This is a genomic window from Gluconobacter sp. P5H9_a, assembly GCF_018812085.1.
GTDB lineage: Bacteria > Pseudomonadota > Alphaproteobacteria > Acetobacterales > Acetobacteraceae > Gluconobacter.
On the sequence record NZ_JACRVW010000019.1, the window covers coordinates 21,173 to 46,733 of the forward strand.

At 59.7% G+C, this 25,561-nt stretch carries 24 protein-coding genes and 1 pseudogene; 13 read left to right on the forward strand and 12 right to left on the reverse strand.

The genetic code is table 11. The features are described from left to right. Positions 1-10 precede the first annotated feature (10 nt). From KP708_RS13830 to KP708_RS13870, 9 genes are all read right to left on the reverse strand, one after another. The gene (locus tag KP708_RS13830; RefSeq protein WP_156315491.1) at positions 11-3,169 is read right to left on the reverse strand and encodes a type IV secretion protein DotO; all 3,159 of its coding nucleotides are present in this window, start codon (positions 3,167-3,169) and stop codon (positions 11-13) included. Then, complete coding sequence (locus KP708_RS13835; protein WP_010504786.1) at positions 3,169-3,711, reverse strand: hypothetical protein; 543 nt, start codon at positions 3,709-3,711, stop codon at positions 3,169-3,171. The genes KP708_RS13830 and KP708_RS13835 overlap by 1 nt, the downstream gene beginning before the upstream one ends. Position 3,712: 1 nt before the next feature. Then, a complete protein-coding gene (locus tag KP708_RS13840) occupies positions 3,713-4,114 on the reverse strand; it encodes a hypothetical protein (RefSeq protein WP_010504784.1) in 402 nt (133 codons plus the stop codon). Positions 4,115-4,167: 53 nt separating this feature from the next. After that, a complete protein-coding gene (locus KP708_RS13845; RefSeq protein ID WP_010504781.1) occupies positions 4,168-4,713 on the reverse strand; it encodes a hypothetical protein in 546 nt (181 codons plus the stop codon). A gap of 1 nt (position 4,714) precedes the next feature. Then, positions 4,715-5,926, reverse strand: a complete 1,212-nt coding sequence (locus tag KP708_RS13850; RefSeq protein ID WP_010504779.1) for a hypothetical protein — start codon at positions 5,924-5,926, stop codon at positions 4,715-4,717. Positions 5,927-5,998: 72 nt separating this feature from the next. Further along, positions 5,999-7,252, reverse strand: a complete 1,254-nt coding sequence (locus tag KP708_RS15865; protein ID WP_010504778.1) for a DotG/IcmE/VirB10 family protein — start codon at positions 7,250-7,252, stop codon at positions 5,999-6,001. Further along, entirely contained in the window at positions 7,249-8,175 is a 927-nt protein-coding gene (locus KP708_RS13860; protein WP_215757202.1) for a DotH/IcmK family type IV secretion protein, read from the reverse strand. The genes KP708_RS15865 and KP708_RS13860 overlap by 4 nt, the downstream gene beginning before the upstream one ends. Continuing rightward, positions 8,176-8,823 carry a DotI/IcmL family type IV secretion protein gene (locus tag KP708_RS13865; RefSeq protein WP_059431527.1) on the reverse strand — a complete coding sequence of 216 codons (648 nt, stop codon included), beginning with the start codon at positions 8,821-8,823 and terminating at the stop codon, positions 8,176-8,178. Further along, positions 8,823-9,581, reverse strand: coding sequence for a hypothetical protein (locus KP708_RS13870; protein ID WP_252347562.1), 759 nt, complete (start codon positions 9,579-9,581; stop codon positions 8,823-8,825). Before KP708_RS13870 ends, KP708_RS13865 begins: the two co-directional genes overlap by 1 nt. Positions 9,582-9,976: 395 nt before the next feature. Between KP708_RS13870 and KP708_RS13875 the strand changes: the two genes are divergently transcribed. The 6 genes from KP708_RS13875 to KP708_RS13900 are packed head-to-tail and all read left to right on the forward strand — an operon-like array spanning position 9,977 to position 16,474. Then, entirely contained in the window at positions 9,977-10,651 is a 675-nt protein-coding gene (locus KP708_RS13875) for a hypothetical protein (protein WP_010505286.1), read from the forward strand. Further along, positions 10,648-11,823 carry a hypothetical protein gene (locus tag KP708_RS13880; RefSeq protein ID WP_010505288.1) on the forward strand — a complete coding sequence of 392 codons (1,176 nt, stop codon included), beginning with the start codon at positions 10,648-10,650 and terminating at the stop codon, positions 11,821-11,823. Before KP708_RS13875 ends, KP708_RS13880 begins: the two co-directional genes overlap by 4 nt. Before the next feature lie 21 nt (positions 11,824-11,844). Then, complete coding sequence (locus tag KP708_RS13885) at positions 11,845-13,518, forward strand: hypothetical protein (RefSeq protein ID WP_010505290.1); 1,674 nt, start codon at positions 11,845-11,847, stop codon at positions 13,516-13,518. Between the two features lie 17 nt (positions 13,519-13,535). Next, entirely contained in the window at positions 13,536-15,833 is a 2,298-nt protein-coding gene (locus KP708_RS13890; RefSeq protein WP_226993343.1) for a DotA/TraY family protein, read from the forward strand. Between the two features lie 12 nt (positions 15,834-15,845). Further along, positions 15,846-16,169 carry a hypothetical protein gene (locus tag KP708_RS13895; RefSeq protein ID WP_010505293.1) on the forward strand — a complete coding sequence of 108 codons (324 nt, stop codon included), beginning with the start codon at positions 15,846-15,848 and terminating at the stop codon, positions 16,167-16,169. After that, positions 16,166-16,474 carry a hypothetical protein gene (locus KP708_RS13900; RefSeq protein WP_010505295.1) on the forward strand — a complete coding sequence of 103 codons (309 nt, stop codon included), beginning with the start codon at positions 16,166-16,168 and terminating at the stop codon, positions 16,472-16,474. Before KP708_RS13895 ends, KP708_RS13900 begins: the two co-directional genes overlap by 4 nt. 19 nt (positions 16,475-16,493) lie before the next feature. Here the strand turns inward: KP708_RS13900 and KP708_RS13905 are convergent, their stop codons facing one another. Both KP708_RS13905 and KP708_RS13910 read right to left on the reverse strand, forming a co-directional pair. Next, the gene (locus KP708_RS13905; RefSeq protein WP_010505298.1) at positions 16,494-16,946 is read right to left on the reverse strand and encodes a hypothetical protein; all 453 of its coding nucleotides are present in this window, start codon (positions 16,944-16,946) and stop codon (positions 16,494-16,496) included. Then, complete coding sequence (locus tag KP708_RS13910) at positions 16,943-17,878, reverse strand: DsbC family protein (protein ID WP_010505300.1); 936 nt, start codon at positions 17,876-17,878, stop codon at positions 16,943-16,945. Before KP708_RS13910 ends, KP708_RS13905 begins: the two co-directional genes overlap by 4 nt. Before the next feature lie 24 nt (positions 17,879-17,902). On the opposite strand from KP708_RS13910, the gene KP708_RS13915 reads away from it, so the two are divergent. The 5 genes from KP708_RS13915 to KP708_RS13935 all read left to right on the forward strand — a co-directional run bounded on the left by KP708_RS13915 (position 17,903) and on the right by KP708_RS13935 (position 23,388). Continuing rightward, positions 17,903-18,487: a hypothetical protein gene (locus tag KP708_RS13915; RefSeq protein ID WP_252348102.1), complete on the forward strand. Its 585-nt coding sequence runs from the start codon at positions 17,903-17,905 to the stop codon at positions 18,485-18,487. Further along, positions 18,484-19,200 carry a transglycosylase SLT domain-containing protein gene (locus tag KP708_RS13920; RefSeq protein ID WP_010505304.1) on the forward strand — a complete coding sequence of 239 codons (717 nt, stop codon included), beginning with the start codon at positions 18,484-18,486 and terminating at the stop codon, positions 19,198-19,200. Before KP708_RS13915 ends, KP708_RS13920 begins: the two co-directional genes overlap by 4 nt. 377 nt (positions 19,201-19,577) lie before the next feature. Further along, positions 19,578-20,942, forward strand: a complete 1,365-nt coding sequence (repC, locus tag KP708_RS13925; RefSeq protein WP_010505306.1) for a replication initiation protein RepC — start codon at positions 19,578-19,580, stop codon at positions 20,940-20,942. A 4-nt stretch (positions 20,943-20,946) separates the two neighbouring features. After that, positions 20,947-22,305: an O-antigen ligase gene (locus KP708_RS15870; RefSeq protein ID WP_010505307.1), complete on the forward strand. Its 1,359-nt coding sequence runs from the start codon at positions 20,947-20,949 to the stop codon at positions 22,303-22,305. Between the two features lie 237 nt (positions 22,306-22,542). Continuing rightward, a complete protein-coding gene (locus KP708_RS13935; RefSeq protein WP_226993342.1) occupies positions 22,543-23,388 on the forward strand; it encodes a hypothetical protein in 846 nt (281 codons plus the stop codon). 376 nt (positions 23,389-23,764) lie between these two features. On the opposite strand, the gene KP708_RS13940 is transcribed toward KP708_RS13935, so the two are convergent. Continuing rightward, on the reverse strand, positions 23,765-24,703 hold the full coding sequence (locus tag KP708_RS13940) for a hypothetical protein (RefSeq protein WP_010505312.1): 939 nt from the start codon (positions 24,701-24,703) through the stop codon (positions 23,765-23,767). 414 nt (positions 24,704-25,117) lie between these two features. On the opposite strand from KP708_RS13940, the gene KP708_RS13945 reads away from it, so the two are divergent. Beyond that, positions 25,118-25,324, forward strand: a complete 207-nt coding sequence (locus KP708_RS13945; protein WP_010505313.1) for a hypothetical protein — start codon at positions 25,118-25,120, stop codon at positions 25,322-25,324. Between the two features lie 49 nt (positions 25,325-25,373). Then, positions 25,374-25,561 (forward strand): annotated as a pseudogene (locus tag KP708_RS13950) (IS481 family transposase); the annotation flags it as partial.

Here is a 25,561-nt window from a genome sequence, read left to right on the forward strand (position 1 = left end):
AGAGCGTTCTTCATGCTGACAGTGTGGCGGACTCCTTTGTGAGTGCGGACACCTCGTCCTCAGAAGACATCCGGATGACCGTTCCCAGCCCAACACCATCCCTGAGTTCTCTGGCAATGTCCTCGATCACGCCGCCAAGGGCGGTGCTTGCATCCTGGCCGGCTTTCATCCGGACGTCTTCGCGGCGCTCAATTTCCTGCTCGGCCGATCCCCTGGGAAAGACCTTTGCGAGGCGTCGACGTGCTTCTGTCGTCCCGAGTGCGTCATAGAGACGGCGTCTCAGGGCGGTGTCCTTGGGGCTGGTAGACAGCGCCCACAGTTCAATCGGTCCCATAAGATTGAGAACGAACAGTTCGTACAGTTCGTGGTTCACGCGCGTCTGCCAGATGAGCGGGGCACCGCTTCCATCGGCACGGGGGCCGTTCAGTCCATTGCGGACAATCGCCTGGGCGGCTGAACTCAGGCGAAAACGCTGGCAGATTTCATTGGCTTCTTCTTCGTCGCCGGCGCCCAGAATGAAGCGACCGGTTGAGTGAGAAATAAGATAGTCTCCAAAATCTGCGAGCTTCTGACTGGCAAGGCCGATTTTCACATTGAGCTTGGCGCCCCGTCGTGCGGCCTCCTCAAACTGCTTCTGGATGAAGGGCGCGCCTGCGGTTCTCTGGAACTCGTCACACTCAATCCGCTTGAAGCTTTCCCGGAACTCCTCGAAGCGCTTGCGATGATACGGACGGACATGGAGAGGGACGTATTGGGCATCATCCGGATGAAGGAAGAAGTTCCGCGAGACGATCTGAAATCCGAGGAGATACATCAGGTCCGTCTGGCGCTGCGCCTCTCCCTGTCCTTCCGGCGCGACCCGGTCAATGTCGATGACGACAATCCGGGCAGCCCCAAGATCCAGACGTGTCGGCTTTGTCAGGCTTGGAAACTTCGCGACGAAATGATTGAGGTACCGCCTGAAAACGTCGATGGAGGACTCTGACCCGCCTGTCGGGTTTGCCTTCTCGAATTCCAGCCGGATGCGCTCTTCGCGAACGACCTCGACGAGGTCGCTGATCACAGGCACGGCAAACTGGGTCGCGCGGTGCGCCATGCGCATGTCGCCGACGTTTGCCAGCATGTCAGCGACTTCCCACCAGGTCGTAGCCCGTGTCGCTGAAAGCCGATGATGTGCGAGGGCCATATCAATGCCGAGCCGGTCGACCCCTTCGCGATACATCTTGGGACGGACAGAGGGACCAGTGTCGGAGTAATATTCATACGCAGCCGTAATGAGCGCGTCGATCAGCTGGTTCATGCTCTCGAAGTCAGAGCCGTCGAGGGGCTTACAGATCTGCGCGAGAAAATTTGTCAGAAACGTGCGGTGATAGGGCAGCGGCGTTCGACAACAGGTTTCGGTATCGAAAATGTTGTAGGCGTGTTCGTCAATGAGCTGAAACGGAATGTGAAGCGCAAGGTGGCGTTCTTCCTGTCTCAGTCCGGCCCTGACCATGTCGATAAAGCCGGAGGAAGAATCTCCGACGTCCATCTTGCCAATCAGTGGAAGCCGCGCGCCGTGAGACGTCATGGCAGCGGGGCTTAAAACTGTTGCGAGAAGCAAGGCGTTGGCAAGCATGGACTTACCGCGGCGCGAAGGTGCCACGAACAGGTCAAGGACCGCCTCGCGCCCCGATCCGGCCGGGTCATAGGGAACCACCGTGCCATCGTTCGCGCGAAACAGCATCGCACCATCGGACCAGGGCATCCCCGGTCTGGCCCATGGCATCATCGTCAGAATCTGGGACATCGGGCCAGGGGTCGGAGGTGCGGTTGAGGCAAGGGCCAGCCCGGGGACGGAAGACAGGACACCCGCAAGCGGGTCCCCACACACGCGGCTGGCCTGAGCGCTGTCCCATGATTGAATGGCCTGCTCGAGCCTGGAGGCGCGGGTGCGGAGCGCTTCCGTGTCGCCGGCCGACGATCGGGTCGCGAAGGCCATGCGCAGCTTGACGATGCTGTCGCTCTGGCTGCTGCGCATGGCCTTCAGCTCTTCGAACCCTGAGTTGATGGGGGTGTTGGAGCCGAATTTCAGAAACTGGGCAATCGTATCCTTCCAGAGCATGTAGCCCGGTCGCACGCCTTCAATCAAAGCCGTTGCCCGCCACGGCATGCGGCGACCTGACAGACGCCCTGCAAGCTCGGTAAATGTCGGGACCGGTTTGTTGCTCACGCCTGGTACCGGCATTTCGGGAACACGCGTCAGTTCGATCGGGCTCCAGTCGAAGACACCCATGCGGGCCGTGGAGAAGTCAGGCGTGCTGGCATCGTCACGGAAGAGCTGTTCGCGCAGCGGAGGCCAGAGAACATCGGCCGCGTCCGCCGGAGCATCCGTCTCGGGAACAGTTCCGCCCGGATTGCGAAGTGGCGTGGACGGTGTCCAGGCAGAGCCGATCGTATCGGGGTAGAGTTCATGGCGAATGGCCTGCAGACCCTCTTCGGGGCTGAGAATATCGACCTGCACCGCTTCTGCGCTCAGAGCATCACAGGTACCCTGCACGAACGTCTGATGGATCGTCCCAAGTTCGAGGCTTCCCAGAAGAGGGTTCTGAGCATCACCCAGGGGCGGCAGGCCCTTGAGATTGCTCGCCCGCTCGCGTTTGGCCTGTGACACCTCCTGCGATGACAGGCATGCAGGTCTTGTCCAGAGAACGAGGTACGTGCGTTCCTGACGCATGAAAGGTGGAAGCACCTTCTGTCGTTCCGTGAAGATGTCTTCAAAATCGGCGTTCAGCGCACCTGCAACGGTCCGTCGTTCATCGAGGTTTCGCCGGATGCTCTCACTGACACCCTCAGGATCGGCGACATAGCAGAACTGCAACGCATGGCCGGGCCGACTGAACTGACTTCCCAAAGCCAGACGAAGTCGTGAGGATGCCGCGGCGATTTCAGCCCCGTTGGCGATCCGCCGCATCCCGCGCAGGCTGATGACGGTGGCGTAATCGCCCTGGAACGTGATCAGGCCGCGTTGATCGCAGGTTGCCAGATCGCAGAACGAGGTCACGTCCCGATGCAGGAAGGTTGATGTGGCTGCAATCGTCCGCAGGACACCATCGAAGAGGGAGGCTCTGGACCGCGCGAGACGCGGGGCTTCCTGCCCCTCTGAGTGCACCGTTTTTTTACGTAGCATCAGCGTGACACTGCCCATTCTTGAGCCGCGTCGAGATAGCGGCGCGGATTGTCTGGAAACCACTTTCCCCGCATGAGGATCCGAAGCCCGGTTTCATGAGCTTCCGGGAAAGGGTTACGGGAGAGGCTTTTCAGAGCGGATCGGTACAAAGACGGGCGGTCCGTCCCGATCTTCTCCAATGCCCCGAGGCGGCAGGACAGAAGAGCCTCGAAGGCGCGCTTTGCGCTCAGCGCCTCGCCTGAAAGCCCCTGATCGTAAACGGTGTGGCCCGCTGCTTTCGCGGCCACATGAAGTGCTGTGACACAACGTCCCAGAGCGCCTTGATCCAGATGCGGGAGCCAGATCAGTGTCGCGACATCGTCTATACCGGGCTCGTCGAGCGCGAATGCCGGCGCACAGGTCAGACAGAGGGGTCTGCCTGACACGGTAACTGCTGCGAGCATGTGCTCGCAGCAGGTGCAATGCCCGCTCATCGGTGCAGTCAGATCTTCAACCGTCAACCTTTCAGGGGCGGCCGAAGCCAATGGGCGCGACGAAGGCATCTTACTTGTCGAACTTCATCTGCTGCTGTTCGCCTGTGACGCTCGGCGCAGTACCAAACATCGTAAAGGACGCGGTCTTGGCAAGGAACGGGAATGCCAGGAGAATGCCGCCGCAAATGAAGCCAGCGATGATCATGCCAGGCTTCGATCCTGCATTCGGATTCCGCTGATGCTGCCACCAGCCGAAGATGGCGATGGCAAGCAAAAGCCCACCGCCGATAAAGCAGAAGGCGTTCAGCCCCATGCCGAAGGCGTTCATCCCTTTCTGGGTGGCGTCACGCGTGATGTCGTCAATGGCCTGAGCACGTGCTGCGGAGGCGAAAGCAAGAGACGACAATGCGGAAAGCGCAGGGGCCGCGACCATCAGGGAGCGCTTCAGGTGTGTGCGGGAGGACTGTGTCATACTGACTCCGGAATAGACGCTCTGGGCGTCGACTGTGGGGTGGGGGTGAAGGGTCACTGCACAAGCTTCAGTTCTTTGAGGAGTGCAGGACCAAGGACGTCTGCGTTCATCACGAGGAATCCCGCTATTCCCATGACCATGTTGAGGCCGGTGGAACTGTTGTTCGCGCCTTTCGCCCGGCCCATCTGGCGCACGATTGCGAAATAGACGATCAGTGCGCCGTAGGCTGCGAAGTAGACGTGAAAGACATTGAGGATGGCTGTCAGGGCGGCCAGTGGGCCACCTTGTGCCGCTGTCATCAGGGCATCCGAGGAAAAGCTGACTTTCGATGATGCACCGATACCGGCATTGGCCTCAAAGCCAAGGGTGCGGTTCCCCATATTGAGAAACTCGGGAAACGACAGGAAAGTCGCACCAACAAGGATCATCATCTCCGGAACCACGCCCTTGGAGAGCAGCCCGTTACTGATGGATGACCGCTGAAAGATGCCCATGACCCCGCTCAGGAGAAAGCAGCCTCCGCCGACGTAGCAAAGGAACGGAAGCAGCCAGGACAGTGCGGCACCAAGATCCTGAGCGAAGTCGAAAAGCCCTTCCATCTTAGTGGATCAGACCTTTTGGGGTGCGAACGACCCATCTCGACCCAGAGGAGGTGATCGTGATGACCGGTCCCCATCCGGGGATCACGGAGCCCGCTTCGACGCGGCTGGCATTGCCCTGTTCGTCCTGAAGAATGGCAATCCCGGGCGCTCCCGCCTGCACCGTGAACTGGGGCAGATGCACAGGTGCGGCTTTCGGCGCACTCGGTTCCGCTGACGGGTGAGGCTGCGGAACACTTACGGCCCGCGGCGCAACTGGTGCAGCACTGCTGTGATCACGAGCAGGATGGGCCAGAGCGGACTGGCTTGCCTGGAGCGCGCGATCTGTCTGGTCTTCGTGATGCTGAAGTTCGTCAAGACGTCCCTTGAACTCGCCAAGACCGCGGTTCAGCGTCGCCGTCAGATTGTCCTGCATGGCGTCGACGTTTTTCTGCAAGGCCGCCACATGATCATCCAGCGCTTTCAGCTGTTTGGCCATTTCCAGCTCGAGGGCTGCGTCTGGTGAAGGGGATGCAGGGGATGCGAAGGAGGGCGCGGGGGCCGCAGCAGGAGCGGCAGACACAGCGGACTGAGCCTGAGGCGCGGAGACCGCCTGGCTCGGTGGCACCGCGGAGGCGTTTGGCGCTCCATCCGAGACGGCGGGCGGCACGGGAATGACTGGAGCTGCTTTGATCTCAGCCGGCTTTGTGGTGGCTGGGGGATCAACCGGGGCTGTCATGCCCTCGCCGCCGAACGGGTCGTCGTTCTGAGCGACAGAGGGTTGCTGGACCCGCTTTTCCGGGACATCAGGCGTGCCAAGCGCTGGTGGTGCCAACGTAAAGGCCGACTTTCGAGCCGATGGGACCGCTGGCGCATCTGGTGTGGTGGTGGGCGATACGCGTGGTCTGTCATTTACAAACGGGATCGGCACGCCAAAATGTGCACCGACCGCCACAGCACCGCCAAGCAGACCTCCAGCCCCAAGCACCGCCAGAGCGGTACCGACCAGAAGTCTGCTTCGTGGCGTGCGCGTAGCACGGTCTTCCGTGCCATTCTGCGACTTCAGAGGCTTGCGGCGGCTCTCTGTCGTTTCCTCTGGCGCATCCGCCCGGTTGCCTGACAGCTCTGCCTCCTGTGGCATCTGGCCGTCTTCGGTCTGTTTACCGGGCCGGTCTGTGGAGCGCTTCTGAGGTCGCAGCATCTCCACGACCTCTCCTGTGTCCTCACGGCGCATTGCGTTTCCTCGCATGCTGATGGTCCCTCCTGTGTCGTTCTTGCAGGATGCCAAAGGCCGTTGTGAGTGCAGTCAGGGGGCGTCCACCGGCTCCGCGAAAATCACCCCGATAGGATCATCCTTATGAAGAAGAACCGTTGGGTTCTGAGGAGTTTGCTTTTGCAGGATCTGACCCATCTCCTGTCCTGCGCGTCCGGCAGCGACACCAAGCTGTTGAGGCAAGGTCAGATGCGTGAACGAACTCACGCCCAGCCCGCTGGTCACACTGTTTGTGTTTGTGCTCTGCATCGCGTTGCCGAGACCTTCGACAAAAGCCGCAGCGGCCGGAAGAAAGACACGCGTCGGGAGATGCTCGTGCACTTCGGAGGCCAGCCCGGTTTCCATGGTGTCGGGTGCGACGGCATAGGCTGAAACCGGCAGAGGATCACTGTCACCGATCATGAGTTTATCGAACTTGATGACCAAACGGTCGTCTTTGCGCTCAAAGGATCCCGACAGCCTGTCATGAGCGAGTGGTCCTGAATCAATCTCGACGAGAACCGGAGTGCCGGGATAGTCGCTGTTGATACCGAGAAGAGAATGACCATAAACGCCCCTTCCTGCAGCAAGGAGCCTGTGGGTTGCCGATTTCACGGTCGCCACATTCTGCTGTGAGCCGGTTTCACCTGAGGAGGTCGCCTGTGGCTCCTGCGTGAAAGACGCGCTGTCCTGCCTGTGGCCACCTGCCGCCGCGGTTTCCGCTGGAAGTTCCATGTCCAGTGAAGCGGGCCTGCCGCTCCACGCAGCCAACAGCTCGACCTCCTGTGCCTCGGAGAGTTCTCCTGGCAGCCGCTCCCGGCTCGCGGACCGTTCGGAAGCAGTCTTTGTGCCTTCCGGAGCGCGCGTGAACTGATTCACCGCAGGAGGCGGAGGTGGCGCTGGCCGAGGCGTCCCGGGGGGCGTTACGCCGGCAGTTGTTGCAGAACCAGTGCCAGGCATCCGACCCAGCAGAGGGGCTTTATCGTCCCCCAGCTGCCTGTTTGTCGTCAGCGCGCTTGCAAAAGATCGTCCACTGGCCCTGGCCGCGTCGGCATCAGCCTTCTCCTTCTCAAGCGTTGCGCTGTCGAGCTTGTCGGAGTGATTGTTTCCTCCGGCTGGCGGCGCAAGAGTTGGGGTCTGCAAAGCCGCCGACTTCGGTTTTGGCGTCGAGCCGTGGCTCATCATGTACCATCCTCCCGCGGCAACGACGAGAAGGCCTGCGGCCGCGAAGGCCGGGCGACGAGACGCCTTGAAACTGGTGGCAAGGCCGCTGGCAGATGCGGCCGGTTCTGGATGAGCTTCGCTCACGGGCCGTCCTCCGATAGTGTCGCAGAGACGATCCGGGCGCCTGAAGACAGGAGCACGTTTGATGTCTCGGGGATTTCGTAAATTCCGATGCCGTACTCGGTCTCATGGGCGCTTGGGGCGGGAGAAATCGGCGTGTAATCCGTGCGGAGGTACATCTTGTCGCCGAGCTTCCATGCCCGGATCCGGTCCGGGCTGACGCCAGCAACACGCMGCGGAACGGCATCGGCCGGTGCCGCGCCATCGAGCATGGCTTCGAGGTTGCGATCGCCCGTAGCTGGCGCGTCGGGCTCGGAATTGGGCGCATCCTTCGCGTTTGGACCGCGTGCGGCAACCCGCACCGTCAGGTCCGCGTCATAGGCGCCCGTTCCACTGATGATCATGAAGGAGATCGGCTTTGGCGCGCCCTTAAGATTGACCAGAACACCGCCATGAGCATAACGCGAGACGGGGGTCAGCTGCAGGACGTTCGAGCCGGCTTCCGGAACACACGCGTTGATCCCGACACTGCGCACGGCGGAGTTCTGTCCCTGACCATGGGCGTCGCACCCGCCGCTCTTGTTGGTAGCGATATCCCAGGCAATCGGCCAGGACTGACCCGTCTCATCGAGAAACGTGATTGCTGCGGGATAGTCCTGTGCAATCCTGATGATATTGGTCTGAGCACCCGGGGCGAGGGAGATCCGCACAGACCGCGACACAGGGGTGGCCAGACGGTGAGGATCTTCTGCTGCGTCCAGGTTCTTCTGGCCCTGATCAACCCGGTCATAGAAGTGTTGCATTGCGCTGGGAGGCGGCGGCAAGCCTTCGTAAATGGGATCGACCCGTGGCGCGCCGTTGCTGTCCCGCGTGGTCTGCGCGCAAACCACCGTTTCGGGAACTGCTAGCAGCAGAAGCCCGATGACCGCTCTCATTGTGATGGTCATTCAGCCCCCGTTATCGGCGGCGCGAGGCGCGTTGAGTTCTGTGATGACAAGCCCGTCAGGATGCTCGGGGCTGTTGGTGCGCCTGATCGTCACATCCACCGACAGAAGGTTGGTGGTCGAGCCGGAGGCATTCTCCCATTTGAGCAGCATTGGAAATGAGACGTGCCACTCATAGTCGCCACTTCTCGTTTTTCCTTCGGATCGTATCGATGGCGCACTTTTTGGCGTGGCGGTCAGGAAGACACGTTTGGCCTTGATGAAATCAATATTACCCGGCCCGGAGAAGGACTGTGCCCAGGCGTTCCATGCGGGAAGGTCGAAGTCTTTCGCAGAGGCATCCAGATGCTTGGCGTAACTTACGAAATCCATCGTATAGAGATTGGTGACTTTACTCGCCGCCCAGTTGATGACCTCGGAGTCAGAAAAATACGGCTGGTCCGTGACGATCAGCTCCCGGGGTTTCCCAAGCGAGTCATGATAAATGTAACGGACGTGCGGTGTTTTCATCACCGATACGGTAAGGGCCAGTCCCAGAATGACGTTGAGGATCAGACTGCCCGAAAAGGCTATGAGAATGCGCTTGACGATGCGTTGGAGGAACTCCGGATCGAGAAGTCTCCGGCTGATGGCAGCGGACGCATTACGCATCAGTGAAAGCATCCCGATGCGCGGCGCTCGACAAGACGACTGCCGAGGTAGCTGTAATGTTGCTGGCGGCGATCCTTCGGATGCTGGAAAAACACTGTGTTCGTGATGCCACAGGTCCTTGCGATCATCTGGCTGGCGAGCGTTGCATTTTCGGCAACAGCAAACGGATTTTCTGTCGAAGAAGTGCGTAACAGTGTGAAACCGGCCCGGTTAGGAAGCCCAGCCCTTTTAGCGGCCATGCACACGGTATTATACTTCAGTCCGAAGTATTCAGCGATAAAGGCAGGCGAATAGAGCCTCTTCCACAGATCAGCCAGCAGATGCAGGGACTGTGTGTTCCAGATGGCTCTTCCAGACGCCGTTTTCGGAAAGACGCCCGGTATTGCTGATGCCGGACTGTCGTGTTGCTCATTAACCATATCGACATTTTTTCGAGCTTGTGCAGCACGTTGGCGCTTCAGCGTCAGCGGACGGCGCAATCCCAGTCGCTTAGCCTTATTCGCGACCGCCTGTGGACTTCTTCCGAGCCTCTCGGCAATGACCTTGATCGCCGTGTCCGTCGGATAGGATTTCGTCAACTCCATCGTCTCGCCATGAGACCATAGCCTTCTGGTTTTCGTCAGCTTTAACGATATTTCTTTACTTGTTGTTAACTCTTTTAACGCGGTCTCATGGCAAAAGAACCTTTGTGCGCGCAGATTTATCCATGGTGAGATTGGGCTGCAATGAAACTTTATTTCCGCAATGCTTGCCTGCATGATATTCTTTACATCCGTCGAAGCGTTAATCTATCGTCAAACAGCCTAACCGCTCGCGTTGCAAAATGTTACCGACGACTGGCCGTTTTTGGGGAACTGTGTATTTTTGCAACAGTGCGTGGAGAAGGCAGCGGAGTCCCGAAAATTAGCGAGGCTGCGTTTGAGGAATACCCCCATTCCGTTTTTGCATGGCTCACAATCTGATTTTTGTAGCTTCCCGTTCCGGCTTCGGAATGTCTCCTAAAGACTTTTTTTGGTTGCCAACCCGTTCCTGCCGCCGCGACAGACCGGGCACGCACTCACATCCCCCACCTCTATTATCTCTCAGGATGGAAACAGCTTTGGAGGGTCGAGGTGTCTGGTGAGACGAGAGAGCAGGAAAAGCCCAGGGACGGATGGCTGACAGCAGAGGGCGCGAGGCAGATCCTTGGGCCTCTCGGAAAGCCTTTCTCACGACAGGACAGTCGCCCTTCGGGGACGCCTCGGGGTGCTGCACAATGAGAGCGTGCCGAGAGAGCGCACGTCTCACCTTTGTACCGCTGATCGCCGCGTTAGGTTTCAGTCTGGTTACACCTGCTTTCGCAGAAGACTCTTCCTCCGGCTGCCAGACACTCGTGCAGGCAGGCGCGACCGGGCTTGCTGCAGACCTGAAGGCAGACGACGCAACGATTCATCAGCCTAAGTCCGTGACGAAATTCACCTGCCTGGGAAACTTCTTCAACGGCGTCGGACTGGATGTCGTAACGAGTAAACTGAATGTCGCGTCACTTGCTGAGGCGGCGATGGGCAAGATCTGCTCCCAGCTCTCATCAGAATGGGACAGCCTCCAGAGTTCGGCCCATTGCGGTCTCTCTGTGACGGGTCTGGATACGAACTTTAATCTTGGCCTCGGGGCAGGCAGTTTTTGCCCTAACCTGAGTTTTGGCGGCGGCGGCGACAGCCTGATCAATGCCGGGACGAATACGACCGGCAACCAGAGCTGGGTTGTGTCCGGACAGAGCCAGCTTCCTTCGGGGTACAGCTTTGACGCCATAGGATCGAGCACCGGCATTTCCCGGGTGAGCCAATGAAGCGGCTTCTCGACAGAGCTAGACGGCTCGGAGGCGCAAGCCTTCTGGTTCTAGCGCTTGCAACCGTCGCGGCCCCGAAACCGGCTTATGCCTTTTTTGATTCAGCCGCGATCGTAGGCGCGATCAGTACGCTCCAGGGCGCGATGAACAGTGTCATAACGACGGCCCAGAAAGTCCTGAACAGCACGCTTGGCCTCATTAACGGCAGTCTGGGAGACGGCTTTACGCAGCTGAGCAACTACATGAAGGCGCAGGTTGGGGCGCAGGAACAGATCGCAGACGCCAACAACATGGTTCAGGCCGAGCTTGACCGAGACGTCCGGGCGGCTCAGCAGCGGGACAACCATGCGACCAACCGGCAGGATTGTCTTAATCTTGAAGGTGGTCAGGCTGCCATTGTCGCCGCTCGAAACGGTGCCGCCGTCGCGACTGCACTCGATAGCGGCAAGGACAAGCGGACGCAGGCCGGGAAGGGAACGCCGTCCTGGGAAGGTGCAGGGCAGGGCGCGCAGGCCAATAACAACCGCCATTTTACGCTTTACTGCTCGGATGCAGAAGCGGATGCCGGTATTTGCTCGCTGGCATCCACCGATCAGCAGAATGCAGATCAGGACGCCACCAGCCTGTTAACGCCACCGGCATATCAGGATCAGGCCTCGATCGACCGTGCCAATGACTACGTCACGACACTGATCCAGCCGGTTGCTCCCGCCGCGCTGAGAGGGAGTGCTCTGACCTCGGTGGATGGGCAGTCTGCCCTCCCGGGGCGCCGTGCCTACAATGCTGCCATTTCGCTGGCCCATCATGTCGGAGACGACATTATCGGGTGGCACGCGAACACCGTAACCCTGAGTGCCGCCCAGAAAGCAGAGGCGGTCCGTGAGGGCTATACCAACACCTCGGTTGGCTCGGAAAGCGAAGCCACTGAGCTGGAAATCAACCGGAAATACAGTGGCACAGACTGGCAGGCAGATCTGCAGGCGATGCCCTCCCCGAAGTCTGTTCTTGTCCAGATCGCTCTGCTGGACGCGCAGCGTAACTGGATTGCCTGGCAGCAGTTCAAACTGGACCAGACCCGGGCGCTGATGGAAGCCAACAGGCTCGCGACGTCTGCTGAACAACGGCTTCGGGCGGTATCTCCTCTGCCGGTTCCTACCACAACACTCCCCTGAACATCTCGAATAGGAATGACCATGTCGGGTACTCTCACTCAGCAAGGGCCGTTAGGCTATGTCCTGCAGGCCCTTGATGCTCAGCAGTCGACCATCCCCGAAGCAGAGCGCGGGCTTGCAAAAGATCTTTCGGACCTGACCGCGCGGCTGCAGGAAAACCCGGGACTGGAAAGCAATCCAAAGTTCACCGTTCAGGTGGCGTGGCTTGTCCAGGACTGGAAGGCCTTTAGTGGAACCGGCGCAGATCCGCAGATCCCTCCAATTCTTGCGGCCGGCCTGAAGGCTCATGGCACAGATCTGCCGGGGCTGGAGAACGAAGAAATGAAAGCCCTGCTGGCGCAGGCTGGCTCGCTTGAAGATCGAGATCTTGTCCGCGATCTCCGCAAAACAGCGCTGGATATGTCCGGAATGTCTCCGGAAGACCAGGCTTCCGTTGCCGCTGCACGGCTGGCTGCCGTTCTGGACTATCGCATCACCATGGCCCTGTCGGGCACTCCTGCCCGCGCGCAACAGACCGAGCCAGAGCCGTCACCTCGACCAGATGCACAGCAGGCGGACCCCGCGGTGACATCGACGCCACAGCCCGCGCCTGCGAGGGAAGCATCTTCGGAACTGCAGCAACCGACTTCTGCTGACATGCCCCAACCAACCGTGACGGAGCCTGAGCCTCCTGTCGCGGAAAGTGAACACCCCTCATACGAGCCTCAGCAGGCGCCCCGGACACAGCACGAGATCCTTGAGCCTGGCCTTCCCTCGAATGACCCGTTTGAGGACGAAGGATATCTACAGTCTCTAGAAGAAGAGGCCGGTCCCTTTCGGGACGATGATGAGTTCCACGGCGATCACCTGCCTTCTGAGCAACCGGCAGATGTGGAAGACCCCGTGTCACAAAGCTCCGCAGAAAGGGACCGCAGCATTCATGGCAATGACCAGAAAAATGCTGATGCGGCAGAAGACGCTGAGCCGGACGCGGCCGCAAGGCCAGCTCCGAGCGCCAAGACATCACAGCCTGACGCTGACCTAGCGGCCGCGGAAAGTAAGCCAAAGCCGGAGAGCAAGCCCAATCAGGCTGAGGCAAAGGTTGCGGCGACCACTGCGACGGCCACCAATCGGCGTGGACTGGCCGACTTTATGAGTGATCTGGTAGGCAAAAGCGATGACCGCCAGATCCAGAACCGAACGCGCAAGGTCAAGGAAGCGGCCCGTGAAGTCGAGGAAGATCTCGGCGCTCTCAAGCGTGTCGGCCGAGAGTTTTTTGAAGCCTTCACCAAAGCCGCGTCAGAGCCTGGACAATCAGAAAGTTCTGTCATTGCGGGCATGACCGAGGATGGGAGCCATAAGGCGCTTCGCGCGCAGCTCACCGCGTCCCTGGAGAAAACGCCCGGCTTCGCAGAGTCCTGGGAAAAACTTCGCAAGTCGTCTCAGCGACTGGGCAAGGAAGTCGAGGTTCTGGGTGATGAAGCCTCCAAACGGGACGCTTTGAGTGATCCCACTGTGCAGAGCGCAGAGGAAACCGCCGCCAGTGTTGGCAAGAAGCTGGAATCTCTTCCGGGCCAGGAGCCGGGAAAGGACTTTCTGAAGGAAGTTGGCGCGGCTCTCGAGCGTCTGGTGGACCGTTTTCATGATTTTTTTACCAAAGATCGAAAGCAGGGCCAGGAGCAAAGTCGCGATAACAGCCCGAGCCCTGAGGTCTAAAGACAATGCACCAGTTCATGCGGCTCCTTCGAGCGTCCCGGCATTTCCGGGCGGTCACCATGACAGCCGTTGCCCTCACGGTAACTATGGGATCCGCCTATGCCGGAACCACGGCAGACAGCGTGAGCTGGAGCAACCTGAGCGCGGGCGATGACTGGTCCGCCCGTGTGCTCGACAGTCTCTTCCCGATGTCAGGGGGCACAGAGACAGCCACAGGCACAATGCTGCAGTATATTTCGGCTTATGCGATGCTGATTGCGGCGTTCTGGATCAGCTATGCCTCCATCCTGCAGGTTCATAAGACAGCGGAAAGCGGAAAGATTTTCTCTGCAAGTTTCTCCGGGTGGGTGCCGCTTCGCGTTGTTGTTGCACTTGGGCTGATGGTGCCGATCCCTGCAAACGGTGGCTTCTCGGTGGGGCAAGCGCTCGTCGTGCAGGGTGCGAAGACGGCGATCGGGATGGCCCGCAACCTGACGGATGTTGTGGCCAAGTCCATCGGCCCGGACGCTTTGCCGCTTGCAGAACCGATCATCCCTGGGACCAGGCAGGTTGTCATGGCGGTGATGGAAAGTGAACTCTGCCGCGCCCTGGTCAACAAGGCGTCGAACAATCCTGACCTTATGCCCGAACCAAAGGTTTCAAACCCAGGCAATGGTTCGCCAGTGACGGTGGATTACAGCCTTGCCGTGGGCGAGGCGACGGCTGCGGCAACATGCGGCAGCATCTCGGTCACGATCCCGCAGCAGGTTGAGCAGCAGATGCTCGGGTCAAATCTTGATCTGACAGATGTTGACACCAGGCAGGTCAAAGCGCTTCAGGATCTGATCAGCGCGGTGCGCACGCCCATGTCGTCTCTCGCGGATACGATCTGGCAGACGCGGGATGTGACGGCCCTTCGCTCCATGGATGCGGTTCTGACTGCGCAGAATACGTCCTATTCCTCGGCGCTGAGTGAGGCGGCCACGGCCATGATCAGCAAGATCCGTGCGCAGTATTCCTCTGATGGCAACGGCTCAAGTGATGCCGGCTATGTGGCTATGAAAAACCTCGGCTGGAGCGGGCTGGGGGCTTACTATCTTGAGATCTCGCGCCTCAATGCAGAGGTGCTGTCCATGTCCTCCATCGTCCCCTCGGTGACTCTGCCAAGCTGGCAGGGATTAGGGTCATTCCTCTCCAGGGACCTTGCAGGTCCGATCACCGCGATTGAACAGTATCAGGCTGCGGAAGAGCAGAAGCTGGCCACGTCGGACAGCGCCAGTGCGCCCAACGGGGCGACGAGGCTCTTTAACAACGCAGCTTTACCCAGTTCCGGGCAATCCGCTCTGGACCGTGTTCTTCAGGCACTCGGCATCACGAACGGGGTCATGACGCTGATCGTCAATCATCTCCTGTCGCCAACATCCGGGAGCGACTGGACCGACCCGCTGGGGGCAATGATCGGGCTTGGCCATCTTCTGATTCACACCGCGCTCGCGATTATTGGCGGCGCGGCGGTACTCAGTAGCAAGACAGGGACGGGGCTAGCGACAGTAGCCAATCTTGCCACCGGAGATGTCCCGGCTGCCATTGCATCCGCGGGCAGCTTCGCGCTGAGCGGTTTGATCAAAGCCCTGCTCACGCCTGTCTTTGCGGCTGCTTTCTTCCTGCTTGCTCCCGGCATTACGCTTGCTTACGTCCTCCCGATGACCCCGTTTGCATACTGGATGGCGGGTGTCGCGGGATGGTATATCGTCGTGGTCGAAGCCGTGGTGGGCGTTCCGCTGTGGATGCTGGCCCATCTGGTCTTTCAGGGAGAGGGCCTTCATGGCCGCGGCAACCGTGGCTATGAAGTGCTGTTCACAATTCTCTTTCGCCCGGTGATGATGATTGCGGGTCTCGTGCTCAGTTACACGATCTTTGCTTCGATCTCCTGGCTGGTCATGAAGGCGTTCTCGATTGCGACCGGGTTCGTCTTTGAGCGTGGTTGGCTTCTGGACAATTTTATCGGCCTGATCGTCCTGCTCTGCATGTTCGTTACAATGGAGATGAGCATCGCCGTCATGTGTTTCAGGCTGATTTCGACCCTGCCACACCACATCCCTGCGATGGCGGGCATGACGAGTATCGGTCGTGTGGACAGCGATGACTTTAATGACAAGTCAACCGGCCGGGGGATCGCCGCTCCTACAGATAAAGTGGCAAATATTGCCCAACAGACCGTGTCGGATGTGAGTGCAATCGGAAATGCCCAAGATAAGGTCGACAAAGGCACGGCAGAGCCAGTAGACTCTACTACTAGAGCTCTCATGCAGATCTCTGGCCGCGCCGAGGATTAAGGAAAACGGATAATGGCAGACATTCTGGAGTTTGGTCAGCTCTGCCGCATCACGCAGGCTACCGAAAGAATGGCACAGGCTGCCGGTAAGTCGGTTCCCCTGGCAGCCTATAATCAGGTCGTAGATCTTCATAACGACCTTGTGCAGCGCTATGACGCCCTCGCAGAAAAATACGCGGTGGCTAACCGTGGCCTCGATGAGATGGAAAAGAACCGTGACGAGTGGCAGGCTTGGGGGCGAAGAATGCGCGACAAGCTACGCAAGAGAGCAGAGGCTGCAGAAGCGCGTGTTGCCGTACTCGAAGCCAAACTAAAGGCAAAGGGCAGCAGGTCTTGACGGTCGTTTCGTTGAGGCAAAGTGTCGCGGGCCTCGCGTTACTGTGCAGCCTGTCAGCCTGCGCTCACGGCAACATCCGTTCGATTTCGTCTTACAATGTGCCACCACCACCCAAGGTGAAGCAGCCGCTTTACGATCCTTATGCGCCCTATGGCTCTGCGCCCGTGACCTGGCGTCCTGCGCTGGCCACCCGCGCCGGCACCATTGTCAAACCCAATGACCCGGTCGATCAGGGTGATCGCCCTGATTATGAAAAGGCCGCCTGGTCGATTGACCACAAAGCCGCCCAAGCCGGGACGTTCTGAGACGTCCCGGAGACTGGCCTTATCGAGGCCAGAGCAGCCGCCCGTCCGAAAGATACTCCGAAAGTTTTCCGGCGCGTCCTGTTCGGGCCTGCCAGTTTGAGAAGCCCTGAATAACAAACTGGCTTCCCAGAACAATCGCACAGGCGAGCGCTTCAACGCAGGATGCGCTGAAAGCGGCCCCACCGCTCCACATGAGGATCATCACCCACCAGAGGCTCGCCAGCAGACAGAGCGTGCCATACAGTCGCCCCAGGGTCCGGGTTCGCTTACGGATTGCAGCCATTTGCGGCGACATGGGAGGCTGGTCCTCGAACGTCGTCTGATCCACGGGCTGGATCACAGGAACGTCCTGAAGGATCCGAAGACCCTGCTGCGCCGTGCGCAGACCCGGCCTCAGCGCAAAGATAAACGGAAAGACGAGCCATAACGCGGCTCGTCCGGCCCGCTGCTTCACTGTCGCACGAAGGCTCATGCGTGGAGGCTCGCGAGAAACGCATCGAGATCGTCTGGCAGGCCTGCCTCAACATGCGGGGTGCCGTTGCGATCCTTCCACACGAAGGTTGGCGTTCCTCTCAGGCCAATCGAATGAGCGGCAGAGAGATTCAGCATCAGGCTGGCGCCCGCCGTGTCTGAGGTCGCGTGGCCTGGAACAGCGTGACCAAGATCATCGATCTGGTTCCACAGTGCAGCCATGTCATGCGGTTTTGCAGAGAGCATCTGCTGCGCAGCTGGCGTACTGGCGCCCTTGTTCTCATGATCGTTGATCGAGACCGGAACGATCGCGAGTTGTAGCCGTCCGGAAGCAACAGCGGGCTTCAGGGCGGCGTAGGCACGGGTCGAAAACGGGCAGAGCGGATCAATGAACATATAGACGCGGGGTGCCGTGTCCTGCCCCTCAAGCCCGAAGGCAACCGCCTTCACGCGCTCAACAGGATCCACTGCAGGAGGTGCAGACGTCGCTGAGGGCGCCCCCGGCCTTGAGCCCTGACCGGAGCCAGAGGGAGTCCATTGCACGGTCGGGATCGCACCCGGGATCAATGAGACCTGGTCGCGCGTAATGTTATGGCCGGTCGCATCCCACATGACCCCTCCGATTTCGGCCAGATGGTCGGGTGTCAGGTAAAAGACACGAAACTGCGTGCCGCTCCGGGCGAAGACCGCCTCAAGACCATGTTCGGATTTGAGCCGATAGAGTTGTGCGCCCTGGCTCGCAAGGCGGGTCAAAGCAGGTGAGGCGGCAATATCGGCAGCGGGCAGCGTTGGCCCCATCTCCGGCATAACAGGTACAGGCCGTGACGGGGGGGAGCCACCGGCAGCATGGATTGGCTCGGCGGCGGGGCAGGTCGAGGCTCCGAGAGCAACAGCCGGGAGTCCGAGTATCAGCATCGGGATGAAAGAGCGCATGGGTTTGATCCTCCTGCGGACATCATGACGGGCGCGCATGTGAGTGCGATCCAAGCACGTCAATCAGGGTCGTGTTCGCACTCACATTCGGATCGGTCAGACTATGGGGAGGTACTTTCTAAAGGATTCTGCACCATGCGCTTTCGCTTCTGGCTCGCCGTCTGTGTTTCGCTCGCGACCCTTCCGGCCTCCCAGGCCTCAGCGCAGCACCTGACGCCGGAGCAGCTGGACAGGCTGTCGCAGGAGCGTCAGTCGGAACTCGGTTCTCGCAACTGGGGTCCGCCCCCGACAGTCACACAGGCCCCGCAGGCGCTGCACGCCACGCCGGTTCCCGTGACCTGTCGCAGTCCCGCCCACGACTTCGAGCCGCTTTTTGCCGAGCCGCGTCGTGGTGCGGTCCATGTTGGAACCGCGGCTCCGCAGATCGCGGTGACGGACACGGTCTTTCAGGGCTGGCGGCAGGTTCTGCGCTCGGGGACGACGTTTGCCTGGATCCCGGAGGCCGATGTCGTGGCCTATCGTCCGCTCGTGGACGGCGCGTCCCGGGCCTGCGTTGTCACGGGTGAGAACGCGGCCGGCATGGTCCTGTTTACGCATCCGGCCAAATGAGATCCTTCCCGGTTCTGACGCTACTGACCCTCGGCATAAGCAGTCCTGTCACGGCTGCGTTCGGGGCAGTGCCTGAGCAGATCGTGCCGACCAACCCGGAGCCCGGATCGCCCGTCTTTACGCGGCCGTCGACCGCGACAACGACTGGCGGGACCACCGCCACATCTTCGTATCAGGACGCCTGGGGTACGGCGGATGCCTATGGGACGCTGATGGCCCAGACCTATGGGGCGGACGCGGTGGCTGCGGCGCAGGCGGCCGGGATCAATCCGGACACGCTGGCGGCGTTCGGGCAGATCGAGAGCCATTTCCAGAATGTCGGGAATACGTCCTCAAGTGCACAGGGGGTCTGGCAGGTCACGGATGGCACCTGGAACCAGTATGCCTCAGAACTCGGTCTGAGTGCCGCGAACCGCTCCGATCCCGTCGCCCAGGCCAAGGTGGCGAGCGCCATCATCAGCGATTACGCGTCCGCCGTGAGTCGTTCGACAGGCGCACCGGCCACCGGGACGCAGGTGTATGGCGCGTACATGTTCGGCACCAAAGCCGGCGCGGCCATTGCAACCGAGTCAAATGCCAGTACGCCGCTCAGCCAGTATGTCTCCGCCAAAACGCTCGCGGCCAACAATATGAGCGGCTGGACGGTGGGTCAGTACCAGCAGACGGTGGCCAGCCGCATGGGCAGCGGGGCTTCGGAGGCCGTCACAAGTTGAAAAGAGCGCGCCAAAATGGACACACTAAACGCCCGTTTTTACTCAATTTTTTCGCTGTCAGCGCGCTTTCGAGGTTGTTACAGCGCCCGAACGGAGGCACGATGGCCGGATGTCTGGAGACGTCCCTGTGGGCGGCGCCAGCGAGTCGACCCAGAGGACCCCCGATGACGTAGCGCCCACATACCAAAAACCCCGCCTCCTCCGATTTGGCGATCGGAAGAGCCAGGGCTCCGGCAAAACACTCGTTAGATGATGAATTCGTTAACTTCATCTAGCGTCAGCTCTTTTCGAAACGCAAGCACTAAATTGCGAACGGGAGCGTTTTGTCTGGTGTCCGGCCGTGAGGTGGTCCCTTCACCCCCAGACCGGACCGATCAATGGAGCATTCTGCACAGACGCAGAGGGCGCAGGCCCCGTGCACGCGGCGCGGCCGACGCCGGATCAGTGAGGCCATGCTGGCCGCACGCGACGAACTGACCACCCCCGTCCCGGCCGAGCCCGGCAAACGGGATGTGCTGAACATGCTGAAATCCCTCCGCGGTGCGCTGCCCGTCAGCCGGGGAGCGGCCTCGACGCTGATCATCATGGTGGAGAAGACCTCTCCGGACGCCTGGACGACGCTTGAGACGCCCTTCATCTATGCCCACAACACCACGCTCATGGCCTGGACAGGACTGTCGCGCAGTACGCTGCAGCGGCACATCCGGGAGCTGGCGGAAGCGCGGCTTCTGGTACCGCAGGACGGACGCAACGGACAGCGCGGCCGACGGTGGCAGGCGGAGGAGGGGCAGACACAGGTTGGCTTCAATCTGGCCTCCCTGCGCTATCGCTGGCCTGATCTATTGGCTCTGAGCGCGGAACAGCGGCGACTGCGTCAGCGCGTCTCCTTTCTGCGCGACAGCATCGCCAGCCTGAACGACACGGTCCGGGCACAGGCAGAGGACCTCGGGCTTCAGAATATCATGGAGCAGGCGGTGGGGATTATGCGCAGCCGTCTGAGGACGGCTCAGCCCGGCACTCTGGAGGGGTTGTACCGGGAGATGCTGGCCCTTTCTGCCGCTCTGGCCGGGCAGTACGCCGAGCCTGAAACCTGCCGGGATGATGCGCCTGTGGAAAACGCTGTTTTTTCAACGTCGTATCCAGCAGAAATGAGGCCCATGGGTCCTCAAAACGGGGCCCACTATACAGATACTAAAAACATTCAATCTTCTAAAAAAGTAGATCACGTAGCCGCCGATGGCGGCATTTGCATTGAAGGAATGCAGTGTGAAGGGCAAAGCTCTAGGTCCGACCGTTCGAGCGTGTATGACCGGACAGCGCTGCGCGGATTCAAGGGGACAGCGACGTTCTATCTCGAAATCTGCAGCAGTCTGCGGGATCTCTGTTCCTCCGGTCGGCCGACTGCCGAGCAGTTGATCGAGGCGGCCGAGTATCTGTCGGGGCAGGTGGGTGTAACCTGTCATGCCTGGTCGCAGGCTTGCGTCGTCCTTGGGAGACTGCAGGCGGCTGTCGCCGTCATCGTCATGGCATCACGACTGGAGCGGGGCGCGGTCATCCGGTTCAGGGACGCCTATTTCCGCTCCCTGATCGAGCGGGGCGCGCGAAACACCCTGTTCCTTGATCGCAGCCTGTATGCATTGCGGGATCATCGCACCCGGGAAGTGGGGATGCTGGCCGAGGCCGGTGTCTCAATGGCCGCAGTAAGCGTGCAGGGACCGAAGACGCGAGCGAGCTGGATCTGACAGAATGATGTTTGAAAAGCCCGTTCTTCTGCGACTGCTGGATCGTCTCGGCGCACTCGCCACCCTGCTTCTGCCGCTGTTTCTGGTGCATTGGCGTGGTATTGCGGAGGGCTGTCTGGATGGGCTGGCGGTCGGATTTCTGCTTCGGAGCGCTCTGACCCGCGATTGGTCCTGGTATCGGCAGCGCTTCGTCTGGCCGGCCCTTGTCTGGTGGGGGTGGCTGGTTCTCTGCTCCCTGCCACGGCAGATGCCGGTTCCGGCCGAGGCGACGGCCAGCCTCACCCAGGCGCTGCTCGCCATCCGGTTTCCGCTGGCGGCGTTCGCTCTGGCGTTTTGGACGTTGCAGGAATCTTGGACCCGGACATGGTGTCGCCGTCTGGTTGTCGCTTGCGTGCTGTATCTGGGGGGCCAAATGCTGCTTCAGGCGGTGACGGGTCATAACCTGTTTGGCAATCCGCGTTTCGGTGATGGGACACTCACTGGCCCCTACGACAAGCCGCGTGTGTCCGCGCCTTTTGCACTGCTGGGTCTTCCGGCGGCTCTGTTTGTTGGGGCGCTGTTGGGGGAACGGGTGAGACGGTCCTGGCAGAAAGCACTCGTGACGGGGGCGACCATGCTGCCGGTTCTCGGTTTGCTTGTTCTGGCTGGCCAGCGGATGTCTCTGGCGACATTTCTTCTCGGCACCGGCGTCTGTGCCCTGGTGCTCCCGTCACTTCGACGTCCTTCGCTCGCACTTCTGGTCGCCAGTCCGGCTCTCATTGGACTGCTGGCGTTCGTGTCCCCGGAGGCTTTCGGGCATCTGGTGACAAAGACCCAGACGCAGCTTCTCCACTTCGCCAGTTCTCCGTATGGGCAGATCTACAATCGGGCAGCCGTGATGATCGAAGCACACCCGGCTCTGGGGTTAGGGGACGATGCATTCCGGCATTATTGTCGATCTGAAGCGTTTCTGAGGCCCGGTCCGAGCCATCTGCAACCGGATGGAGGAGGGGTGTCTGTGTGTGTTCAGCACACCCATAATCATGTGCTCGAAGCCGCCACCAACAGCGGGCTTCCAGGAGCCGCTCTGTTTGTTGCGATGATCGGAAGCTGGTGGCTTGTTCTGGGACGAACTGCCAGGAGGCAGGTTGGGCTTTCCGCAGAGGAGATTGGCTGGCGTGTCGGTCTCTTCGGGGCCGCTGTCCTGCATGAGTGGCCTCTGTCGTCGCAGAGCGCTTTCCTGAACATGCCGCTTGGCGGGATTGCTTTTCTGCTTCTGGGGGCAGGGCTGGCGGAAGCCGTCAGGGATCTGAAGGCGGATCGCCCTGACGACGGAGAGACTGCTCGCGGCGCTTTAACTCTTTCTCAACGGCCTCGCGGATAAACTCCGCCATACCGCCTTGTCCGACAAGACGAACAATCCTCTCTCGCGCGGAGGAATTCAGGCGCACGGATGTGAGTTTGATATCGAGTGGTGGTCTTCCCATGGACCCTCGCTACACGGGAGCAGGCGTCAGTGTCAATTTGATAATAACCGAAATCGCTTATTGACGTATAAACGCAATCGGTTATTACTTTTCATAACGCAACACACTGTGTCCCTGTCGGTCAGGCAGGGACCGTGATCGACAGGTCCGTCATGACACTGAAAGCCATTTCAAAAACACTTTTCTCCAGCTCTGCCCTTCTGCTTCTGGCGGCTTGCAGCAGCGGGATGCCCGCGCCTGAGCCCGTGCTGCTCAGTCAGTTCAACCAGAACACGGACCGTTTCGGCGTTGTCAGCACGGTCGGTAAGGCGGAAGGCACGATCCAGAAGAACGGTCGCTCCTGCGATATCTACAAGATTTACACGACCGGCCTGACAGCTGGTGGTCGCGCGGCCATGAAGGCGGGTGAAGTTGTCACCAGCGTTGCAACACTTGGTCTGGCGCAGGTGATCTGGGCACCGGTGAAGGCTGGAACGCGTCCGCAGCTCCATACGGTGCTGTTCTGCTTTGGCAGTAATGACAAGCTTGTCGACATCTATGACAAGGATCCGACGGATTCCACCGGACCCGATCATCTAATCATTAATCGCACGGCTTACAGCACGCCGGTTATCGCGGTACCGGCCACCCCGTCTCTGCAGGCAGAGGTGACAGCACAGCCTGGTCAGCCTGTGAGCGTCACACCGGTGGCTGTAACGTCCGCGCCTGTGGAAGCTACTGCGCCAGCTCCAGGTGCCCCGACCACAACGGCCGATGGTGCACCAATCATCTACGAAAAGGCCGTTGCGCCGAAGGCGGCGGAAGCGGCCGGTGCGATCAGCCTGGATAATATGGCGCAGGAAGCGACGACCGGGTTGCAGCAGGTTCAGACAGGCAAGGCCAAGGTTCAGGCGGGCGCAACGGCAGACGATCTGAACTCGATCAGCTCGCAGAAGGCTGTTGCCGCCAATCAAGCGGTGCTGTCTGGTAAGGGGGAGTGAGCGTTCCCGTCAGCTAGTACTATGTTCCGCCTCATCCGAGGCAACTTACGAAGTGTATACTGTCTCAGATGCGTCGCACTATTGCGCTGAATAGCCGTTTTCTGATCACAATATCTGGCTGCCTGTCTGCTCTCATGCAGGCGGCTTTGGGGGGACAGCAGAATGTCTGCTACCAGAACGCAAAGTTAGAAAAGCAGTCATGCAGTATGTCGGCGATTGTTTTCGGATGCGTGCTGTAGTGAATTGCGGATGAAACCGAGGATAGCAGGTGCGCTCCGCCCGTGGACGAATATAAGGAGCAGCGTGGCACAGAGTGAGCGAGCGATGACACATTCACTACTTGCGGTTCACTATTCTCAAGCCACGAAACACTACATCAGTCATCGCAACGAGGCCGGACGCGGACGCTCGCGATATCCGCGAAGTCACGCCGGATCCGCCTAGGACCGCCGGCCTTAGTCCATAGACGTTGTCGCCAACGGGCGGATGAGAGAGACAGATCCATGAGATGGGCGACCGCCATAGGCGACTTGCCCATGTCGAACAGCCGGTAGCAGATCTCGATGCCGCGAGGCGTGAGGCGGCCTTGGCCATAGCGGTTCTCGGGCCGGCCCGGGCCGAAGGTGCCGGTCAGTTCTGTGCCTTCCAGGCTCAGTTCGTCATTGACCGCATGGATGTCGTCCTGCCGGGTGCGGAGCAACTTGGGGATACGGGATTCGAGAGCCTTCAAATCGGCCGTCAGTGTCTTTTCGGTCGCGTTGAAGAAGAGCGGTCGCACACTGAATTCGATGATATAGTGTTTACCTACCATCCGTTCGGAGAGCAACCGCCGGGCTGCACGGAGTTGGTCAAGAGCTTGATAATCATGTGATTGGCGATTGGGATAATGGCGCACCCAGTCACGGATAGATTTGTCGGTTGAGAGATCGGCTGTTACTTGGTCGAGATGATGGGCGATACTGTTTCGTTGGCCGATCAGATTGACCATTCTCTTGCGCTCGTCGGCTGTTAAGACACCGTCTCGCACCAGCGTGTCGAAAGCACGCTTCTGCTTTTGTCTATCCTTCAGTAGTTCAGTCGATTCCGCTGGGCCACCAGACTGATTGTCAAGTTCGCGTCGCAATTGCTCCTGTGCAGCGACACCATTGATGACGTCCCGCTTCAACTCCTCGGCATGATAGAGGATCAGGATCATCTGTAGCGCGCGGTGGCGGATTATGCAGCGTTCAAGTTCGGGCAAATGGCCGCACAGCGGATCGGTGTAGTGGCGCCGGGGCCAATCTCTCTTCCATTTGTCGTCCGGATTGTCTTTCATAGGTAGCCATTATAGCGATAGACCCTGTCGTCGTCATCGCTCTTAGGCGGCTGCGGGGGGATTGCAGTCTGTCTGCTTTGCAGGACACATATTCAGAAGCGGACCCGTCTAACAATCTCGACGCGGTTCAGCCTCGTATCGGCGGCAGGAAGCAACAATGGGCCGGTTAGATGGCAAAATTGGAAACGGGTTACCAGTGATTAGATTGCGCCTACTCCCGCCGTTCCCAGTCTTGGCTCAGGCGCTCCGGAGCGGACATTGCCAATACAGGAAAGTTTTGAGTTGAGCGAAGCGCCGCTGCGCTCCTTTTGGTAGTCGTTGCTCTCCTCCGAATACTGCCTGTTTTTTATTGGCCGTAACGTCATTACGCCGTAACGTCATTACGGTAAAACGCGCTTACGGAGGCTTATTGCCATGGCTGATCAAACAGTTGTCGCCCGTTTGAAGCGACAGCGCGAGTTGCGCGCCGCTGAAGGGTGGCGCGAAGTGAAAGTTTGGGTGCCTACCGAACAAGATGCTGAAGACATTCGTAAACTCGCCGAGGAGCGTCGTGCCAAAGCCGAAGCACTTCATGGCCTTTCTAAAGAGGTTCCCACTGTGACTCCCGAACTAGGTGTTTAGTCCCGTGTTTTGATGGTGTGATATTTTCACGCGAGTGGAAGGAAGCCTTATGGGACAGATACGTCATGGCAGCGCCACGACCACGCACGCCGTGCGAGCAGCACTACAGCGATCGCAGGCTTCGCTCGCGACGCTGAGCGAGGAGTTCGGGATCAACCCGAAAACAGTTGCAAAATGGCGAAAGCGTCAAACGGTTGAGGATCAGAAGACAGGTCCTAAAGAGCCGCGCTCAACGGT

Excerpts from the sequence above, each read along its gene's own strand:
- KP708_RS13830 (WP_156315491.1), bottom strand. The coding sequence starts at position 3,169 with ATGCTACGTAAAAAAACGGTGCACTCAGAGGGGCAGGAAGCCCCGCGT.
- KP708_RS13835 (WP_010504786.1), bottom strand. The coding sequence starts at position 3,711 with ATGCCTTCGTCGCGCCCATTGGCTTCGGCCGCCCCTGAAAGGTTGACG.
- KP708_RS13840 (WP_010504784.1), bottom strand. The coding sequence starts at position 4,114 with ATGACACAGTCCTCCCGCACACACCTGAAGCGCTCCCTGATGGTCGCG.
- KP708_RS13845 (WP_010504781.1), bottom strand. The coding sequence starts at position 4,713 with ATGGAAGGGCTTTTCGACTTCGCTCAGGATCTTGGTGCCGCACTGTCC.
- KP708_RS13850 (WP_010504779.1), bottom strand. The coding sequence starts at position 5,926 with ATGCGCCGTGAGGACACAGGAGAGGTCGTGGAGATGCTGCGACCTCAG.
- KP708_RS13865 (WP_059431527.1), bottom strand. The coding sequence starts at position 8,823 with ATGCGTAATGCGTCCGCTGCCATCAGCCGGAGACTTCTCGATCCGGAG.
- KP708_RS13870 (WP_252347562.1), bottom strand. The coding sequence starts at position 9,581 with ATGCAGGCAAGCATTGCGGAAATAAAGTTTCATTGCAGCCCAATCTCA.
- KP708_RS13875 (WP_010505286.1), top strand. The coding sequence starts at position 9,977 with ATGGCTGACAGCAGAGGGCGCGAGGCAGATCCTTGGGCCTCTCGGAAA.
- KP708_RS13880 (WP_010505288.1), top strand. The coding sequence starts at position 10,648 with ATGAAGCGGCTTCTCGACAGAGCTAGACGGCTCGGAGGCGCAAGCCTT.
- KP708_RS13885 (WP_010505290.1), top strand. The coding sequence starts at position 11,845 with ATGTCGGGTACTCTCACTCAGCAAGGGCCGTTAGGCTATGTCCTGCAG.
- KP708_RS13890 (WP_226993343.1), top strand. The coding sequence starts at position 13,536 with ATGCGGCTCCTTCGAGCGTCCCGGCATTTCCGGGCGGTCACCATGACA.
- KP708_RS13895 (WP_010505293.1), top strand. The coding sequence starts at position 15,846 with ATGGCAGACATTCTGGAGTTTGGTCAGCTCTGCCGCATCACGCAGGCT.
- KP708_RS13905 (WP_010505298.1), bottom strand. The coding sequence starts at position 16,946 with ATGAGCCTTCGTGCGACAGTGAAGCAGCGGGCCGGACGAGCCGCGTTA.
- KP708_RS13910 (WP_010505300.1), bottom strand. The coding sequence starts at position 17,878 with ATGCGCTCTTTCATCCCGATGCTGATACTCGGACTCCCGGCTGTTGCT.
- KP708_RS13915 (WP_252348102.1), top strand. The coding sequence starts at position 17,903 with ATGACGGGCGCGCATGTGAGTGCGATCCAAGCACGTCAATCAGGGTCG.
- KP708_RS13920 (WP_010505304.1), top strand. The coding sequence starts at position 18,484 with ATGAGATCCTTCCCGGTTCTGACGCTACTGACCCTCGGCATAAGCAGT.
- repC (WP_010505306.1), top strand. The coding sequence starts at position 19,578 with ATGGAGCATTCTGCACAGACGCAGAGGGCGCAGGCCCCGTGCACGCGG.
- KP708_RS15870 (WP_010505307.1), top strand. The coding sequence starts at position 20,947 with ATGATGTTTGAAAAGCCCGTTCTTCTGCGACTGCTGGATCGTCTCGGC.
- KP708_RS13940 (WP_010505312.1), bottom strand. The coding sequence starts at position 24,703 with ATGAAAGACAATCCGGACGACAAATGGAAGAGAGATTGGCCCCGGCGC.
- KP708_RS13945 (WP_010505313.1), top strand. The coding sequence starts at position 25,118 with ATGGCTGATCAAACAGTTGTCGCCCGTTTGAAGCGACAGCGCGAGTTG.